Annotated in this window: 12 protein-coding genes; 6 read left to right on the top strand and 6 right to left on the bottom strand. The window is 67.9% G+C overall.

Annotated features, from left to right (window positions below; genetic code table 11):
• Positions 1–21 precede the first annotated feature (21 nt).
• The gene (locus HWX36_RS14565; protein WP_175952778.1) at positions 22–906 is read right to left on the bottom strand and encodes an alpha/beta fold hydrolase; all 885 of its coding nucleotides are present in this window, start codon (positions 904–906) and stop codon (positions 22–24) included.
• Between the two features lie 175 nt (positions 907–1,081).
• Here HWX36_RS14565 and HWX36_RS14560 point away from each other — a divergent pair, with 175 nt between their 5' ends.
• The 5 genes from HWX36_RS14560 to HWX36_RS14540 all read left to right on the top strand — a co-directional run bounded on the left by HWX36_RS14560 (position 1,082) and on the right by HWX36_RS14540 (position 6,479).
• On the top strand, positions 1,082–1,414 hold the full coding sequence (locus tag HWX36_RS14560; protein WP_175952777.1) for a hypothetical protein: 333 nt from the start codon (positions 1,082–1,084) through the stop codon (positions 1,412–1,414).
• Between the two features lie 257 nt (positions 1,415–1,671).
• A complete protein-coding gene (gene hpnD, locus HWX36_RS14555) occupies positions 1,672–2,520 on the top strand; it encodes a presqualene diphosphate synthase HpnD (protein ID WP_175952776.1) in 849 nt (282 codons plus the stop codon).
• A gap of 13 nt (positions 2,521–2,533) precedes the next feature.
• Positions 2,534–3,787 carry a hydroxysqualene dehydroxylase HpnE gene (hpnE, locus tag HWX36_RS14550; protein WP_175952775.1) on the top strand — a complete coding sequence of 418 codons (1,254 nt, stop codon included), beginning with the start codon at positions 2,534–2,536 and terminating at the stop codon, positions 3,785–3,787.
• Positions 3,788–3,798: 11 nt separating this feature from the next.
• Positions 3,799–5,772, top strand: a complete 1,974-nt coding sequence (shc, locus tag HWX36_RS14545) for a squalene--hopene cyclase (RefSeq protein ID WP_175952774.1) — start codon at positions 3,799–3,801, stop codon at positions 5,770–5,772.
• A 50-nt stretch (positions 5,773–5,822) separates the two neighbouring features.
• On the top strand, positions 5,823–6,479 hold the full coding sequence (locus HWX36_RS14540; RefSeq protein ID WP_244136423.1) for a phosphorylase: 657 nt from the start codon (positions 5,823–5,825) through the stop codon (positions 6,477–6,479).
• A gap of 115 nt (positions 6,480–6,594) precedes the next feature.
• Here HWX36_RS14540 and HWX36_RS14535 read toward each other — a convergent pair whose 3' ends face one another.
• Together HWX36_RS14535 and HWX36_RS14530 are read right to left on the bottom strand one after the other, a co-directional pair.
• Positions 6,595–7,578 (bottom strand): VacJ family lipoprotein, encoded by a 984-nt coding sequence (locus HWX36_RS14535; RefSeq protein ID WP_175952772.1) that lies wholly within the window; start codon positions 7,576–7,578, stop codon positions 6,595–6,597.
• On the bottom strand, positions 7,571–10,204 hold the full coding sequence (locus HWX36_RS14530) for an MMPL family transporter (RefSeq protein WP_175952771.1): 2,634 nt from the start codon (positions 10,202–10,204) through the stop codon (positions 7,571–7,573). Before HWX36_RS14530 ends, HWX36_RS14535 begins: the two co-directional genes overlap by 8 nt.
• Positions 10,205–10,529: 325 nt before the next feature.
• Here HWX36_RS14530 and HWX36_RS14525 point away from each other — a divergent pair, with 325 nt between their 5' ends.
• The gene (locus HWX36_RS14525; protein ID WP_175952770.1) at positions 10,530–11,126 is read left to right on the top strand and encodes an ABC transporter substrate-binding protein; all 597 of its coding nucleotides are present in this window, start codon (positions 10,530–10,532) and stop codon (positions 11,124–11,126) included.
• A gap of 171 nt (positions 11,127–11,297) precedes the next feature.
• Here HWX36_RS14525 and HWX36_RS14520 read toward each other — a convergent pair whose 3' ends face one another.
• From HWX36_RS14520 to HWX36_RS14510, 3 genes are all read right to left on the bottom strand, one after another.
• A complete protein-coding gene (locus HWX36_RS14520; RefSeq protein ID WP_175952769.1) occupies positions 11,298–12,428 on the bottom strand; it encodes a fimbrial protein in 1,131 nt (376 codons plus the stop codon).
• Between the two features lie 81 nt (positions 12,429–12,509).
• Complete coding sequence (locus tag HWX36_RS14515; protein WP_175952768.1) at positions 12,510–13,694, bottom strand: fimbrial protein; 1,185 nt, start codon at positions 13,692–13,694, stop codon at positions 12,510–12,512.
• The gene (locus tag HWX36_RS14510) at positions 13,682–16,228 is read right to left on the bottom strand and encodes a fimbria/pilus outer membrane usher protein (RefSeq protein WP_244136422.1); all 2,547 of its coding nucleotides are present in this window, start codon (positions 16,226–16,228) and stop codon (positions 13,682–13,684) included. Before HWX36_RS14510 ends, HWX36_RS14515 begins: the two co-directional genes overlap by 13 nt.
• Positions 16,229–16,312: the final 84 nt, after the last annotated feature.

Genomic DNA, 16,312 nt, shown 5'->3' with positions numbered 1-16,312 from the left:
GCCCCTGGGCGCGTGCCGCGCTCAGCTTTTCGCGATGTCGGCCAGCACGCCGGCCAGGACGGCCGGCTGCGACATGAACGGCGAATGGCTGCTGTCGAGCTGGTGCACGTGGGTCGGGTTGCCGGGCGCAAACGCGTCGGCTTCGTCGATGAAGCGCTGCTGCAGCGCGGGCAGGATCACGCGATCCTGCAGGCACTTGATGTAGTGGCGGTCGATCGCGCCCCAGCGTGCGGCCGTCGTCGGGATCGCGGTCGCGAACGGCGCGGCCGGCACGTCGCAGGTCATCAGGTTCGCGACGGCCTCGAAGTCGGCCTGCGGCACGTCGTCGTACAGCGCGCGCTTCGTGAGTTCGCGATACGCGGCGTCGCCGCTGCGCGGATCGATGCGCAGCGCACCGGCAACGCGCGGGCTCGCCAGCATCAGCGGGCCGAGCATTTCACCGGTGTTTTCAGGTGCGCGCACGTAGTCGAGGCCCGGCACGCCCGACGCGGGCATGAAGGCCGCGAGATAGACGATCTTCGCGATCTTTTCCGGCGCGCGTTCGGCGGCCGCCGTGATTGCGAGGCCGCCCATGCTGTGCCCGACGAGCACGACCTTGCCGTGGCCGAGCGCGTAGGCGTCGTCGACCGCCTGCATCACCTGCGTGGCGTAATCGTCGAGCGTCGTGTTCGCGACCGGCGACGGCTCGGCGCCGAACGCGTCCTTGTCGAGCGGGCGTGCGAAGTAGGAAGCGGGAAAGCGGGCATTGATGCCGTGCGCGGGCAGGTCACGCGTGATCGACAGGTGGCCGCGCGCGGCCAGCGCGGCCGCGACGTGCGCGTAGCACCACGCGCCGTGCCAGGCGCCGTGCACCAGCACGAAAACGGATCGATCGGACTGCGGGGTGGCGCTTGCGTTCGTCTCCATGGTGTCCGGGTCTACAGATTTTGAGAAAGGTGTCATCTTAGACGAACCGGCGTGCGCCCAGACGGGCCGGATTCGACCTGTCCCCCTTGTCTCGTACAGGCCACATTTCGTCCGTATCCGATTTGAATTTATCCCGAAGCACGCTACTTTGTTGCTTTGCCTGCGGTTGCGCCCCATGAACGTCGACTACCTCTTCTACCGGAAGCCGGACAAACCCGGTCCCTACTCGCTCGACGACCTGGGCGACATCGCGCCGCCGATCGGCCCGGGCGACCTGGTGCGCGCGGGCATCGCGCGCGTGTTCGCGCAGATCGACTGGCAGGAATCTCCCGATGTGCCGGGCGCGTGGTTCGGCACGGGCGGCGCGGTCTTCCAGTTCACCGCGGAGCCTGACGGCCGCGTGACGAGCTTCATGGGCTCGCGTCTCGAACGCCGCTCGATGCTGCAGCTCACCTCCGAAATGGGGCTCATTGCGCTCGACCTGCAGCGCGACATCGTTTACGGCTGACGCGCCGCCGGCGCCGGGTTCCGCCCGGGCCGGCCGCGCTTGCCGGCCCACCGCTTCCGGCACGCCGCCGCACGCGGCGCGTGTCCGCCATCGAACTTCAAAGATTGCTATACTTTCGCCCAATTCCGGCTTCCGGCCGGTAATTTGTGCCTGTCTGCGTCGATCGTTCGCATATCTCGCACGCATGACACCCTGACCATCCCAGCCGGGCATGGCTTCTTCAATCGCCCCGCGTGGGTGTCTCCGTGGAGCTCGCCTTGGCCGTTTCCCATTCCGTCGTGGACGAACAAGAAACCGACGCCGCTGCCGTCACATCGGGCAGTTCTTTCTATCTTGCGATGCGCATCCTGCCGGCCGTGCAGCGCGATGCGATGTTCCAGGTCTACGCGTTTTGCCGTGCGGTCGACGACATCGCCGACAGCGACCTGCCGCGCGCCGAGCGCAACGCGGGCCTCGACCGCTGGCGCGCGGACATCGACGCGTGCTTCGCCGGCCGCCCGCCGCGCCACCTGGCCGCGCTCGACCGCGAGATCCGCGCATTCAACCTGCAGCGCGAGGATTTCCACGCGATGATCGACGGGATGGCGATGGATGCGGCTGAAGATATCTGCGCGCCCGACGAACCGACGCTCGACCTCTTCTGCGATCGCGTGGCGAGCGCGGCCGGCCGGCTGTCGGTGAGGATCTTCGGGATGCCGGAAGCCGAAGGGATCAAGCTGTCGCATCACCTCGGCCGCGCGCTGCAACTGACCAACATCCTGCGCGACATCGACGACGATGCGGCGATCAACCGTTGCTATCTGCCGCGCGAGCTGCTGGCGCGCGAAGGCATCGCGATCACCGAACCGGCGACGATCGTGCGCGATCCGGCGCTGCCGCGCGTGTGCGCGACGCTCGTCGAGCGCGCGCTCGAGCATTTCCGCCAGGCCGACGCGGTGATGGATACCTGCGCGCGTGCGCAGGTGAAGGCGCCGCGCATCATGTCGGGCGCGTATCGCTGCATTCTCGAAGCCGCGATCGCACGCGGCTTTGCCTTCCCGCGCGCACCGCTGCGCAAGCCGAAAGCGCGCATGCTGATGATCGCCGCGCGCTACGCGCTGTTCTGAGCCGCCCGAGTCGATGCCCAGGACCGTCCACGTGATCGGTGCCGGCCTTGCCGGCCTGTCGGCCGCGGTCGAGCTGCAACGTCGCGGGCGACGCATCGTGCTGCACGACGCGCACGCGCATGCGGGCGGCCGCTGCCGCTCGTGGTTCGACGGGACGCTGAACACGACGCTCGACAGCGGGCTGCACACGGTGTTCGCGGGGCAGCCCGCGACGCAGCGCTACCTGCGCGCGATCGGCGCGGCCGACCAGCTCGCGGGGCCCGCGCTGCCTGAATTTCCGGTCGTCGACGTCGCGTCGCGGCAGCGCTGGACGCTGCGCTTCGGCAACGGGCGCTGGCCGTCGTGGCTGTTCGATGCCGCGTCGCGCGCGCCGGGCACGACGCCGCTCGACTACCTCGCGCTCGCCCCGCTCGCGTTCGCGCGCATGGGCCGCTCGCTCGCACAGACGATGCGATGCGACGGCATGCTGTGGGAACGTTGGCTGCGGCCGTATTTCCTCGGTGTGCTGAACGTCGAGCCACGCCACGCGAGTGCCGAGCTCGCGCGCGCGGCGCTGTGCGGCACGTTTGCCGCGGGCGGCCCCGGCTGCCGTCCGCTCGTCGCGCGCCACGGCCTCGGCAGCGCCTTCGTCGAACCGGCGCTGCGGATGCTGCAGCACGGCGGCGCGCAGATCCGGCTGAACGCGCGGCTCGATGCGTTCGAATTCGGCGCGCACGGGAATGCGGTCGATGCGATCTCGGTCGGCGGCGAGCGGATCGATCTCGCGCCGGGCGACGCCGTCGTGCTGGCCGTGCCGCCCGAGGTCGCGCAGCCGCTCGTGCCCGAACTCACCGCGCCCGACACGTTCAGCGCGGTCGTGACCGCGTATTTCGCGGTCGAAGCGCCGGCCGGCAATCCGCAGCAGACGTCCGTCGTGAACGGTGTCGTCGATGCGGTGCGCACCGGCGGCGGCCAGCTCGCGGCGACGATCCGCGACGCGGGCCGCTGGCTCGACACGCCGCGCGACACGCTCGCGCGGCGCATCTGGGAAGACGTCGCGCGCGTGACCGGCGCGAACCCGGAAACCATCCCCGCGTGGCAGCTCGTCGTCGAGCCGCGCGCGGGCTTTGCGGCGGTGCCGTCGCAGGAAATGAAACGTCCGGCCGTGCGTACGCGCTGGACCAATCTTGTGCTGGCGGGCGACTGGACTGCCACCGGCTTGCCCGCCACGATCGAGGGCGCGATCCGCTCCGGCCAGTTGGCCGCGGACGTGCTCCAGACACAATAAGAGAGGGACCGATGAACGATCTCACCGAAATGGCTACCCTGTCGGCCGGCGCCGTGCCGGCCGGCGTCGACACGGCCGTCTCGCGCGCGACCGATGCGCTGCTGGCCGCGCAGAACGCGGACGGACACTGGGTCTACGAACTCGAAGCCGATTCGACGATTCCCGCCGAATACGTGCTGCTCGTCCACTATCTCGGCGAGACGCCGAACCTCGAGCTCGAGCAGAAGATCGGCAAGTATCTGCGCCGCATCCAGCAGGCCGACGGCGGCTGGCCGCTGTTCACCGACGGCGCGCCGAACATCAGCGCGAGCGTGAAGGCGTATTTCGCGCTGAAGGTGATCGGCGACGACGAGAACGCCGAGCACATGCAGCGTGCGCGCCGCGCCATTCACGCGATGGGCGGCGCCGAGATGTCGAACGTGTTCACGCGCATCCAGCTCGCGCTGTACGGTGCGATTCCGTGGCGCGCGGTGCCGATGATGCCGGTCGAGATCATGCTGCTGCCGCAGTGGTTCCCGTTCCATCTGTCGAAGGTGTCGTACTGGGCGCGTACCGTGATCGTGCCGCTGCTGGTGCTGAACGCGAAGCGCCCGCTCGCGAAGAACCCGCGCGGCGTGCGCATCGACGAACTGTTCATCGATCCGCCCGTCAACGCCGGGCTGCTGCCGCGCCAGGGTCACCAGAGCCCCGGCTGGTTCGCGTTCTTCCGCGTGGTCGACCATGCGCTGCGCGCGGTCGACGGCCTGTTCCCGAACTACACGCGCGAACGCGCGATCCGCCAGGCCGTGTCGTTCGTCGACGAGCGCCTGAACGGCGAGGACGGCCTCGGCGCGATCTATCCGGCGATGGCCAACGCGGTGATGATGTACGACGTGCTCGGCTACGCGGAAGATCATCCGAACCGCGCGATCGCGCGCAAGTCGATCGAGAAGCTGCTTGTCGTGCATGACGACGAAGCGTATTGCCAGCCGTGCCTGTCGCCGGTGTGGGATACGTCGCTCGCCGCGCATGCGCTGCTCGAAACGGGCGACGCGCGTGCCGAGGACGCCGCGATCCGCGGCCTCGAATGGCTGCGCCCGCTGCAGATCCTCGACGTGCGCGGCGACTGGATCTCGCGCCGCCCGCACGTGCGGCCCGGCGGCTGGGCATTCCAGTACGCGAACGCACACTACCCCGACGTCGACGATACGGCGGTGGTCGCGGTGGCGATGGATCGCGCGCAGAAACTCAAGCAGAACGACGCCTATCGCGATTCGATCGCGCGTGCGCGCGAGTGGGTCGTCGGGATGCAGAGCAGCGACGGCGGCTGGGGCGCGTTCGAACCGGAAAACACGCAGTACTACCTGAACAACATCCCGTTCTCGGATCACGGCGCACTGCTCGATCCGCCGACGGCCGACGTGTCGGGTCGCTGCCTGTCGATGCTGTCGCAGCTCGGCGAGACGCCGCTGAACAGCGAGCCGGCGCGCCGTGCGCTCGACTACATGTTGAAGGAGCAGGAGCCGGACGGCAGCTGGTACGGCCGCTGGGGGATGAACTACGTGTACGGCACGTGGACGGCACTGTGCTCGCTGAACGCGGCCGGCCTGACGCCGGACGATCCGCGCATGAAGCGCGGCGCGCAGTGGCTGCTGTCGATCCAGAACAAGGACGGCGGCTGGGGCGAGGACGGCGACAGCTACAAGCTGAACTATCGCGGCTTCGAGCAGGCGCCGAGCACGGCGTCGCAAACCGCGTGGGCGCTGCTCGGCCTGATGGCGGCCGGCGAGGTGAACAACCCGGCGGTGGCGCGCGGCATCGACTACCTGATCGCCAACCAGAACGAAGCGGGCCTGTGGGACGAGGCGCGCTTCACGGCGACGGGCTTCCCGCGCGTGTTCTATCTGCGCTACCACGGCTATCGCAAGTTCTTCCCGCTGTGGGCGCTCGCCCGCTATCGCAACCTGAAGCGCGACAACACGACGCGCGTGACGTTCGGGCTGTAAGCGTGGCGCCGCAACCCACCGGCACGTTGCCCGTCATCGCCGTGACGGGAATGGCATTCGAGGCGCGCATCGCGCGCGGCAAAGGCGTCGAAGCCGTCTTTGCCGCGCGGGCCGACCGGCTCGAACGCGCACTGACCGAGGCGACCGCACGCGGTTGCGCGGGCATCGTGAGCTTCGGCACGGCGGGCGGGCTCGCGTCCGACCTCGCGCCTGGCGCACTCGTGATCGCGAACGCGATCGACGGGCCGTTCGGTCGTGTCGAGACCGATACGGGCTGGAGCGCACGGCTCATTGCCGCGCTGCACGACACGCCTGTCTGGGCGCGCGTCACGCGCGGTACGATCGCGGCCGTTGGCGCCCCGGTCGTCAGCGAAGAGGAAAAGGCGTCGCTGCACCACGCGAAGGGCGCGCTCGCCGTCGATATGGAGTCGCATATCGCGGCGGCCTTCGCGGCCGCGCGCGGCGTGCCGTTCGCGGTGTGCCGCGCGATCGTCGATCCGGCGTGGCGCACGCTGCCGCGCGCGGCAACGGCCGGTTTGCGCGACGACGGCAGTACGGCGATCCTGCCGATCCTGCGCGAGCTGCTGAAGCAGCCGTCGCAGCTCGGCCCGCTGCTGCAGGTCGCGAGCGACGCGCGTGCGGCGCGCACGACGCTGATCCAGGCGCGGCACGCGTTCGAGCGTGCCGGCGCGATGCGGATCGTCTGAGCGGCACACACCGCGTTTCTCGCCCTTCCCTTCCCGGTTTTCCGTTTCTCGCGGACAAAAAAAGAGCGCCGCATCTGCAGCGCTCTTTGTCTTTGCGACAGCGGCCGTTACAGCCTTACTTCTGCATGGCCGGACTGCTCGCAGGCGTCGCCGGTGCGGATGCCGATGCCGCAACCGGTGCGGCAGGTACTGCGGCCGAAGCGGCAGCAGGCGCGCTCGCGGGCATCGCATTGTCCGCACCCGGATCGTCGTACTGCGGCAACCCCGGCGCGGCCGGCGCGTTGTTCGGCGTGGTGCCCGAAGCACCGCCCGATTCACCCGGATCCTCGTAGTTCGGCAACCCCGGCGCGGCCGGTGCCGATGCGGGCGCGCTGCCCGATTCGCCCGGCTCGCTGTAGTTCGGCAGCGTGCCCGACGACGACTGGCTGCGATACGTCAGCGACTTGCGCTGCTGCAGGTACGCGTCGCGCACGAACGAATACGGATCGAGCGCGGCCTGCTTCAGCAGGTCGGTTGCGCCGAGCAGGTCCGAACGCGCACTGATGAACTGCGCGATGTACATCGGGTTGCGCGCGGCCGGTTCGATGTAGTTCAGCAGGTTGAAGCGCACGTCCACCGCGCGGCCGACGCCGTCGCGGATCGTGCTCGGCCCGAACACGGGCAGCACGAGATACGGGCCCGACGGCACGCCCCAGCGCGCCATCGTCAGGCCGAAGTCCTGGTGATGCTTCGGCAGCCCGGCCGGCGTCGCGATGTCGATCAGGCCGGCGACGCCGAACACCGAGTTCATCGCCACGCGCATCAGATCCTCGGTCGCATCGGTGATGCGGAGCTGCAGCAGGTTGTTCGCGATGTTGCCGAGATCGCCGAGGTTCGAGAAGAAGTTGCTGATCGCGGTGCGCACGGGCGTCGGCGTGACCTTCTGGTACCCCTTCGCGATCGGCTGGGCGATGTTCGTGTCGACGGTGTCGTTGAACTTGTACATCGCCCGGTTCATCGGCTCGAGCGGGTCATTGGGGTTGCGGTTCGGTCCCGTCGCGCAGCCGGACAGCACTGCGCCGGCGGCAACGGTCGCCGCAATGATTCGCACCTTATTCATTGATTCCTTGCGATTGGTTCTTGGCGCGTTTGACGCGCGGTTTGCCCATCAGGACGGGCTGGAACACCACGGCGCCGATCAGCGTGCAGGTCAGGGCCAGCGCGAGCAGCTTGCCCATGCTCGACGTGCCCGGGTGGTGCGACAGCCACAGGCTGCCGAATGCGGTCGCCGTGGTCGCGGCGCTGAACAGGACGGCATGCGTGAGGCTCGAATGCAGCAAGCCGGTTTGCCCCGCGCGCCACGCCATCACGAAATACACCTTGAACGCGACGCCGACGCCGAGCATCAGCGGCAACGCGATGATGTTCGCGAAGTTGAGCGGCATGCCGAGCACGACGCACATCTCGAGCGTCACGACGCCCGACACGAGCAGCGGCACCAGCGTGCGCAGCACGTCGCCGAAGCGGCGCAGCGTGACCCACAGCAGGATCGTGATCGAGATGATCGACCACAGCGCCGCATGCAGGAACGCGTTGATGATCGTGTCGGCCGAATGCAGGATCGAGATCGGCCCGCCAGTCGTGCCCGGCTCCGCGGCCTTCACGGCTTTCGCGAAGCGGCGCAGCATCGTGTCGTCGTTCGGGTCGACGCCCTTCGGCACCTTCGGCGAGATCTGCACGAGCGCATGGCCGTCCGGCGCGACCCAGTCGCGCACGAGCTGCGGCGGCAGCGATTCGCGCGTGATGTCCTGCGGCTGCAGCAGCGACGCGAGCTGGTTGAGCGCGATGCGCAGCGTATCGGAGAATGCGCGCTCGGCGCGGTCGCGCGTCGCGGCGTCCGCGGCGGCGAGCTTCGCGAGCGACGCCGACAGGTGCTGCGCGGCGGCCGCGCCCGGGCCCGGATGATCTTCGGCCGCGTAGCTCAGCAGGTCCGACACGCGCTTGAGCGCGGCGACGCGCTGCGCGTCGGTTGCGGGCGGCGCGGGCGGCTGCGTCAGCGCGGGCAGCAGGTCGCTCGCGGCGGCGGCGATCGCCGCGCGCTTGGCCGGCTGGTCGGTGGGGATGAAGGTCGACAGCGTGGTGGTGCGGCCGACTTCGGGCAGTGCGTCGAGGCGCTTCGCGGCCGCGTCGGCGTCCGCGAGCGACGGCGCGAGCAGCGTGACGTCGTTGACGGCGGCTTCCGGCGAATCCTTCAGTGCGAGCAGCGTCGCCATCGATTCGCTGTTCGGATCCTTCAGGTGCAGCGGGTTGAAGTCGAAGCGCAGGAACGCGAGCAGCGGCAGCGCGCCGATCACGACCACGAGCGTGCCGATCAGGATCGGCTTGCGATGGCGATCGAGGTAATCGTCGACCGGCGCGAGCCACGGGAAGCCCGGCGTCTTCGATTCGCCCGGCGGCGCGAACAGGCGCAGCAGCGCGGGCAGCAGCGTGAGCGTGGTGAGCAGTGCGACGAACATCCCGACGCCCGCGATCAGGCCGAGCTCGGACACGCCGCGATAGGCGGTGGGGATGAACGAGAAGAAGCTCGCCGCGACGGCCGCGGTGGCCAGCGCGAGCGGCATGCCCATCGAGTGGGCGGCGCCGATCAGCGCGTGGTCGATGCGCGGGTCGCGGAAGCGTTCCTCGCGGTACTTCACGCCGTACTGGATCGAGAAGTCCACGCCGAGGCCGACGAACAGCACCATGAACGCGACCGAGATCATGTTCAGCGACCCGACCATCGCGAGGCCGAGCGCGGCGGTCACGACGAGGCCGACGAACAGCGTGACGAGCACCGAGCCGATCATCCGCTTCGAGCGCAGCGCGAGCCACAGGATCACGAGCACGGCGAGCAGCGTGAAGACGCCGTTGAGCGCCGCACCGTCTTCCACCGACGCGAATTCGTCGTCGGCGAGCGGCTGTTCGCCGGTCAGGCGCACGGCCGCGCCGAAGCGCTTCTCGAGGTCGAGCGAACGGGCCGCGTCGCGGATCACCTGGCTGGTTTCCGCGCCGGCCTTCAGTGCGCCGTAGTTGACCACGGGCTGCACGGTGACGAACGCGCGCGCGGGCTGCCGCGCGGCATCGTTGTCGACCAGCGCACGCCACGAGAACGCGGCCGGCTTGCCGGCCAGCACGTCGTCGACCGTCGCGGCGCTGCGCGCGAGCAGCTTCGCCATCGCGGGCAGTTTCACCTGGCCGGTGAGCAGCGGCTGGCCGAGCGTGGTGGAGAGGGTCGTGGCGAGCCCGGTCAGGCTCGGGTTCTTCGCGAGTTCGTTGACGAGCGGGCGCGCACTTGCGAGCTGCGAGGTCGTATCGGCGACTTCCTGCGGCGACAGGAACAGCAGCCCGTTGTGCTCGAAGAACGGCCCGCCGCCGGGCTCGGCGACCTGGCCGATGCGGCCGGCTTCGGCATCCTTCTGCAGCGCTTCGGTCAGCGCATGCGCGGCGGCATTCGCGAATTCGGGCGCAGGCGCCTCGACGACCGCGAGGATCGTGCCGTTGCGTTGCGGGAACGCTTGATCGACGGCCTGGCCGAGCGCGGCAAATTGCGGCTCCGCATCGACGAGCTTGCTGATGTCGGTGTTGATCTTGAAATGCTGCGCGACATAGACGCCGCTGAGCGCGGCGATGACGAGCGACAGGACGACGACCCAGACGGGGCGGCGCACCGACCATGCAACGAGTCGGACGATGAGAGATGTCACCATGTGGCGGTGGGGAGCGGCTGGCAAGGGCAAAGTAGCCAAGTATACCGGCGCGGCGTGGCGAAGGACGTGACGTTGCGGGTTTGGGGGCGGGAAGGAGATTTGTTCGCGGTGGCGGAATCGATACCGGTGGCCGGCTGTTTTGTAAGGGGATGTTTACATAATCGGCGTCTCGCTGCCTCGCCGAGCCGCTGCGCGCACCTGTGACAAACGAAGCTGAAAGGTAACAGTCGGTCACGGCGCGGCAACCGGGCGTCAGGCCCGGTATACTTTGCGCCACCGGCCGGTGCAATCAACTGGTCGTTTTTTCTCATCGAGCGATATTCGTATGAAACGTCATCTGTTTGCTTTCGTCGCGGCGGCCGCCGTGTCGGTTTCCGCTTTCGCGCAGAGCGCGCCGGTCGATATCGTCCGCAATGCGGTCGAGGGCACCGTCAACGCGATGAAGGCCGATCCCGCCGCACGCGGCGGTGACATGGCGAAGGTCTCGGCGGTCGTCGAGCAGCGCTTCCTGCCCGCAACCAACTTCGAGCGCACGACCCGCATCGCGGTCGGTGACGCATGGAAGCAGGCCACGCCGCAACAGCAACAGGAGCTGTACAAGCAGTTCAAGCTGCTGATGACGCGCACCTACGCCGCGTCGCTCGCGCAGCTCGGCAGCCAGGACGCGAAGTTCTCGTTCAAGGCCGGCGGCGCGTCGGGCGCCGACGCGCTCGTGCAGTCGACGGTCACGACGCCGGGCGACAGCCAGTCGGTCGGCTATCGTCTCGGCAAGGTCGGCAACGACTGGAAGATCTACGACATCGACATGTCGGGCGCGTGGCTGATCCAGGTCTACCAGGGCCAGTTCAAGAGCCAGCTCGCATCGGGCGGGATCGACGGCCTGATCGCGTTTCTGCAGAAGCACAATTCGCGGACGAACTGACGGCGCGCTGCGCGGTCCCGAATCCGGAAGTACGAAGGGCGCCCTCGGGCGCCCTTGTCTTTTACCCAGGGCGCCCGGAGAGCAGTCGAACGGCCGGCGTGACCGCATGTCCGGGCGTGCATGCTCAAGTCCAGGCTGCCTCCGCACACATCAAGGCCCGCTGTGCGCGGCCTACTGATACGTCATGGTGAAGGTCAGCACCGCGTTCGCGCTGCCGGCCGTCACGCTGGCGGCCGTCTGGTAGTACCGGGCCGTGAGCGGGATCGTGTAGGAGCCGCCCGTCGCACTGCTGTAGCTCGTCAGCGTGTACTGCGTGTTGTATTTCAGCGCATTGCCGTTGCCGTCCTTCAGTTGCAGGCCGATGCCGGTGGCCGTCGAACCGCTCGACAGCGCGAGCACGCCGTTGGTGGCGTCGAGCACGGCATTGACCGGGATGAACTGGTACTGGATCGCGTTCAGGCCTGCCGGGCAGGCGTTGACCGCCACGTTGAGCGAGACGGCCTGCTTGTTGGTCGAGCCGATGCCCGTGAATTCCGACTGCAGGGGTGAACCCATGTTGACCGTCACGTTCGGCGTGGTGCACGCCGCCACGTTGACGATGGTCGAGGTCAGCGAAAACGACACGAGAGGCGAGGCGGCGACCGTATACACGTTGCCGCCCGTGCTCGTCGCTGACGCCCCCACGACCATCACGCCGCCCGTCACCGTGCCCGCCGTGATCGGGCCGGTCTTGACCAGCGCCGCCTGCACCATACCGCCATTACTGATCGAAGTAACAATTCCGTTTGCGTTGCAGGCGTTCCCCGTCCACGGGCTGGGGAACGGCGCAGACGGCACGCCGAGATCCTTCCAGGGCAGGCTTCCGCAACCGTTCGCGTAAGTACTCACGCCGATCGCGACACCGACGCCAGGCACATTGGTATTCCAGACCGTATAGGTTCCACCATTCGGCGAGGCCACGGTCATGCCGGCCTTGGTCAGCGACTGCGGTTCGAAGACCATACCCGCGGCCGCCGTACCCGACACCGCGCAAGTGTAGAAATTGGGGACGTTCGGCGTACTGGCCCAGCCGGTCAGCAGGGTGCCGACTACAGCGTCGCGCGGGACCGTCACCGACGCCGGCATCGTCAGTGCCACCGTCTGAGCCGTTCCCGAGCAGCTTATGCTCGAGGCGAACACCGGACGTGCGCCCAAACCGAGCATCAGCACTGCCAGCGTGAGCAGCCAGAACGCGAGGCGGCCCGGGCCTCGCACCGATTTCGTCTGCCCGCGCGTCTCGGCCGGCTTCTCGTTCCGTTTCATGATCTTTACCTGGTCCATCGCATTCGCTTGCTCATTGCGTCCGTACCGCCTCCGCATACGTCAAAACCTGATACGCAGTGCCTATTGATACGTCATGGTGAAGGTCAGCACCGCGTTCGCGCTGCCGGGCGTCACGCTGGCGGCCGTCTGGTAGTACCGGGCCGTGAGCGGGATCGTGTAGGAGCCGCCTGTCGTACTGCTGTAGCTCGTCAGCGTGTACTGCGTGTTGTATTTCAGCGCATTGCCGTTGCCGTCCTTCAGTTGCAGACCGATGCCGGTGGCCGTCGACCCGCTCGACAGCGCCAGCACGCCGTTGGTGGCGTCGAGTACGGCATTGACCGGGATGAACTGGTACTGGATCGCGTTCAGGCCGGTCGGGCAGGCGTTGACCGCCACGTTGAACGAGACGGCCTGCTTGTTGGTCGAGCCGATGCCCGTGAATTCAGACTGCAGGGGTGAACCCATGTTGACCGTCACGTTCGGCGTGGTGCACGCCGAGACGTTGACGATGGTCGGGGTGAGCGAGAACGACATGAGGGGCGAGGCGGCGACCGTATATGGGGCGCTACCGCCGGTGCCCGTTGCTGACGCTCCCACGACCATCACGCCGCCCGTCACCGTGCCTGCCGTGACGGGGCCGGTCTTGACCAGCGCCGCCTGGATCTGGCCGCCGTTGGTGATCGACGTAACCGTGCCGCTCGTGTTGCAGACCCAGCCTGCCCATGGGAGCGGGATCTGCGAAGAAGTCGAGCTGGCAAGATCGATCCAGGCCTGAGTTCCGCATTGGTTCGCGTACGTCGTCACGCCGATCGCGACACCGACGCCAGGCACATTGGTATTCCAGACCGTATAGGTTCCACCATTCGGCGAGGCCACGGTCATGCCGGCCTTGGTCAGCGACTGCGGTTCAAAGACCATGCCGGCGACAACCACACCCGATACCGTGCACGTGTAGTAGTTGGGAGCGTTCGAGGTACTGAACCAGCCGGTTAGCAGGGTGCCGACCGCTGCATCGCGCGGAATCGTCACCGAGACCGGCATCGACAGCGCCACCGTCTGCGCCGTTCCCGAGCAACTGATGGTTCCCGCGGCGAACACGGGATGTGTACCCAAGCCGAGCATCAGTGCCAGCAGCGTCAGCAGCCAGAATGCCAGACGGCTCACGCCATGCGCAGCTTTGGTTTGCCTGCGCATCGCGGCCGGCTTTTCGTTCTCGTTCGTCTTCTTTCCCAGGTTCATCGCATCCGCTTCGCTCATTTCGTGCATACCGCCTCCGCATCGATCCAGCGTTGCCTGTTCGTCTTGCTTGCCGCCGGTAACGTGTAGGAGAGCGAACATATTTCGTCATCCGTATCGCCCCACTTCACCTTCAGCGTGCCGGTATCCGCTTTCAAGCCGCGCAGCACGATGCGGCCATCCTGCGCCACTGTGCCGACGCTCTGCCCCGTTGCATCGCTCACCTCCGCGCCGAACGGAACCGGCTCGCCGTCGCTCATGCGCGCGCGCATGATCACCGCGCGCCCGCCGCCCTCGGTTTCGTACTTCAGCCGCACCACCGCGCCCGCGGTCGGCGCGACGTGCTGCGCGCTGGATTTCAGCTCGACGCTCATCGGCACACCCTTCGGATCGATCTCCACCTCGTTGGTCGAGAACGGTGTCAGGCTCGGCACCAGCGCATGACCGAACGAATCGATGCGCAGGCCGCTGCCGGCCGTCACGCGCGCGCCGTTCGCGTCCTTGGCCTCGACGATCGCCATCGTCTCGCCCATGGCCGGCGCAAAGGCCAGGCCGCCGGCATAGGCCACCATGCCGCCCGAGATGCCGCCGCCGTATTGCGTAAAGCCGGTGCCCTTCGATGCATTGCCCGAGAAGGTCGCATAAGGCGACATGTAGGACACGTTGCCGCCCATGTTGACGGTCGCCCCGGCGCCGCCGCCGCTGGTACGGCCGACGTTCACGCCGTAGCTGAGCGCGTTGTCGACGCCGAGCGAGCCTGTCAGCGACTGCTGGACCAGGGTCGCGCCATGGCTGTCGTGCTGCAGGCTGGTCGACGAGTACAACGTGCGCGAACCGAGGTTCAGCGGAATCGACACGTTCAGCATGAACCGGTTGTCCCAGCGGTTTTGCGTCGCGTCGAATTGGCGCGCGGCCGACACGCCGTAGTTGATGCGCCGGAAATTGTTGTTGTAGCCGGCCTGGAACTGCGTGTCGTTGCCGCCGCGATTCCAGTAGTTGACGGTCGAGCCCGACAGGTAGAACGAGCCCCAGCCTTCCGGCAGGCCCTGGTTCAGCATGACCTGGAACTGACCGCGACGTACGCCGCCCGACAGCAGGCCGTTCACGCCGCCCGTCTGCTGGCCGCGCAACTGCATGGCGTCCTGCAGGCCCAGGTAGCCGCTGCTCGAATAGCGGTACGCGGCCACCGCGATATTGGTATTGGTCGGACTGATCAGCTTGCTGTACGAGAGCTTCACGCTCTGGCCGTGGCGCGTGCCGATGCCGGGCAGATCGGTGTTGGCCTGCGTGATGTCGAACGCGAACGAGCCCAGCCCGGTGTTGAGTGCGGCGCCGACCAGCCCTGCCAGGTAGCCGGGCGCGGCGGTCATGCCGCCGTAGCCGGTGATCAGGTTGGTGAAACCGTGCTGCACGGTCGCCTGGAACAGCGCCGGCTTGCTCGACAGCAGCGGGCTGCGGTACTGGCCGGCCGTCACGCTGAAACGCGTGATGCCGGGCCGCAGCGAACTGACGGCCGACGCGTACGGCACCTTGAAGGTGTGGATGCTGCCATCGGCTTCGGTCACGATGACGTCGAGGTCGCCGCCATAACCGGTCGCGTAGAGATCGTCGATCTCGAACGGGCCGGTCGCGACGTTGGCGCTGTAGATGATGTTGCCGTTCTGGCGCACCTGCACCAGCGCATTGCTGTTGGCGATGCCGTGGATGGTCGGCGCATAGCCGCGTTGCGATTCCGGATACATGCGCTCGTCGCTGGCGATCCGCACGCCGCGAAAGCCCACGCTGTCGAACATCGTGCCGTCGGTGAACGCGTCGCCGATCACGAGCTGCGCCTTCAGACGCGCGATCGAGCGCTGCAGGCTGGTCTGCACGCTCTGGTAGTGCGTGCCGCCGTGCGTGTCGTAGGTGGTGTTGCCGTTGTGGCGGAAGCGCCAGGGCCCGGCGTTCAGGCCGGCGGTCAGGCCCAGGTAGGCCTGGGTCGACGAGGCGCCCTGGTTGTCGGCGCGGTAGAGGTTGCCGTTGTACGACAGCAGCGCGGCCGGCACGCCCTCGTCCCAGTAGCGCGGATCCACGTAGCCGCGCGCCGCGCGGCTCAGCGAGGCCTGCGGGATGCTGACGTCGAGCCGCTGCTCGCCATTGTCGAAGGTGGCGACGGCGTCCGGCACCAGCATGCCGATCGTCGCGCAGGCATGGTTCGCGTCCGTCAACTTGTGCGTCGCTTCGGGCGACAGCTTTGCGAGATCCACCCCGACCTGCTGCAACAGCTCGCGATCGAAGCAGGGCTGGACGTTGTTCCGGCTGTCGCCCACCTGGCGCAGCGTGATTTCGGCGCGGCCGATCCAGTTCGTATTGACGTACAGGTCGGCGCGATATGAACCCGGCGCCGCCACATTGCCCTTTGCGAAGCGACTGACGTCCACCCGCGCGCCGCCCGGGCGCTGCAGGAACAGGTCGTCGAACTGGACTTCCGCCACTTGCGTGGCGCTGGTGGTCTCCGCCATCGTGCCGGTCGATGCGAACATCGACAGCGCGAGCAGGAAGCACGGGCGTGGGCGCCAGCGCATGAATGACGGCAAACTGGAAAGACGTTGGATCACGATAGGCACCCGAGCGTGGGCAAGCCTGCGCCCTGCCCGGGCGGGCATGCT

The sequence above is a fragment of the Burkholderia sp. BCC0405 genome (assembly GCF_902833075.1).
Taxonomy (GTDB): Bacteria; Pseudomonadota; Gammaproteobacteria; order Burkholderiales; family Burkholderiaceae; genus Burkholderia.
Note: the sequence above shows the minus strand (reverse complement) of the source record. Positions and strands in the feature narration are given on the sequence as shown.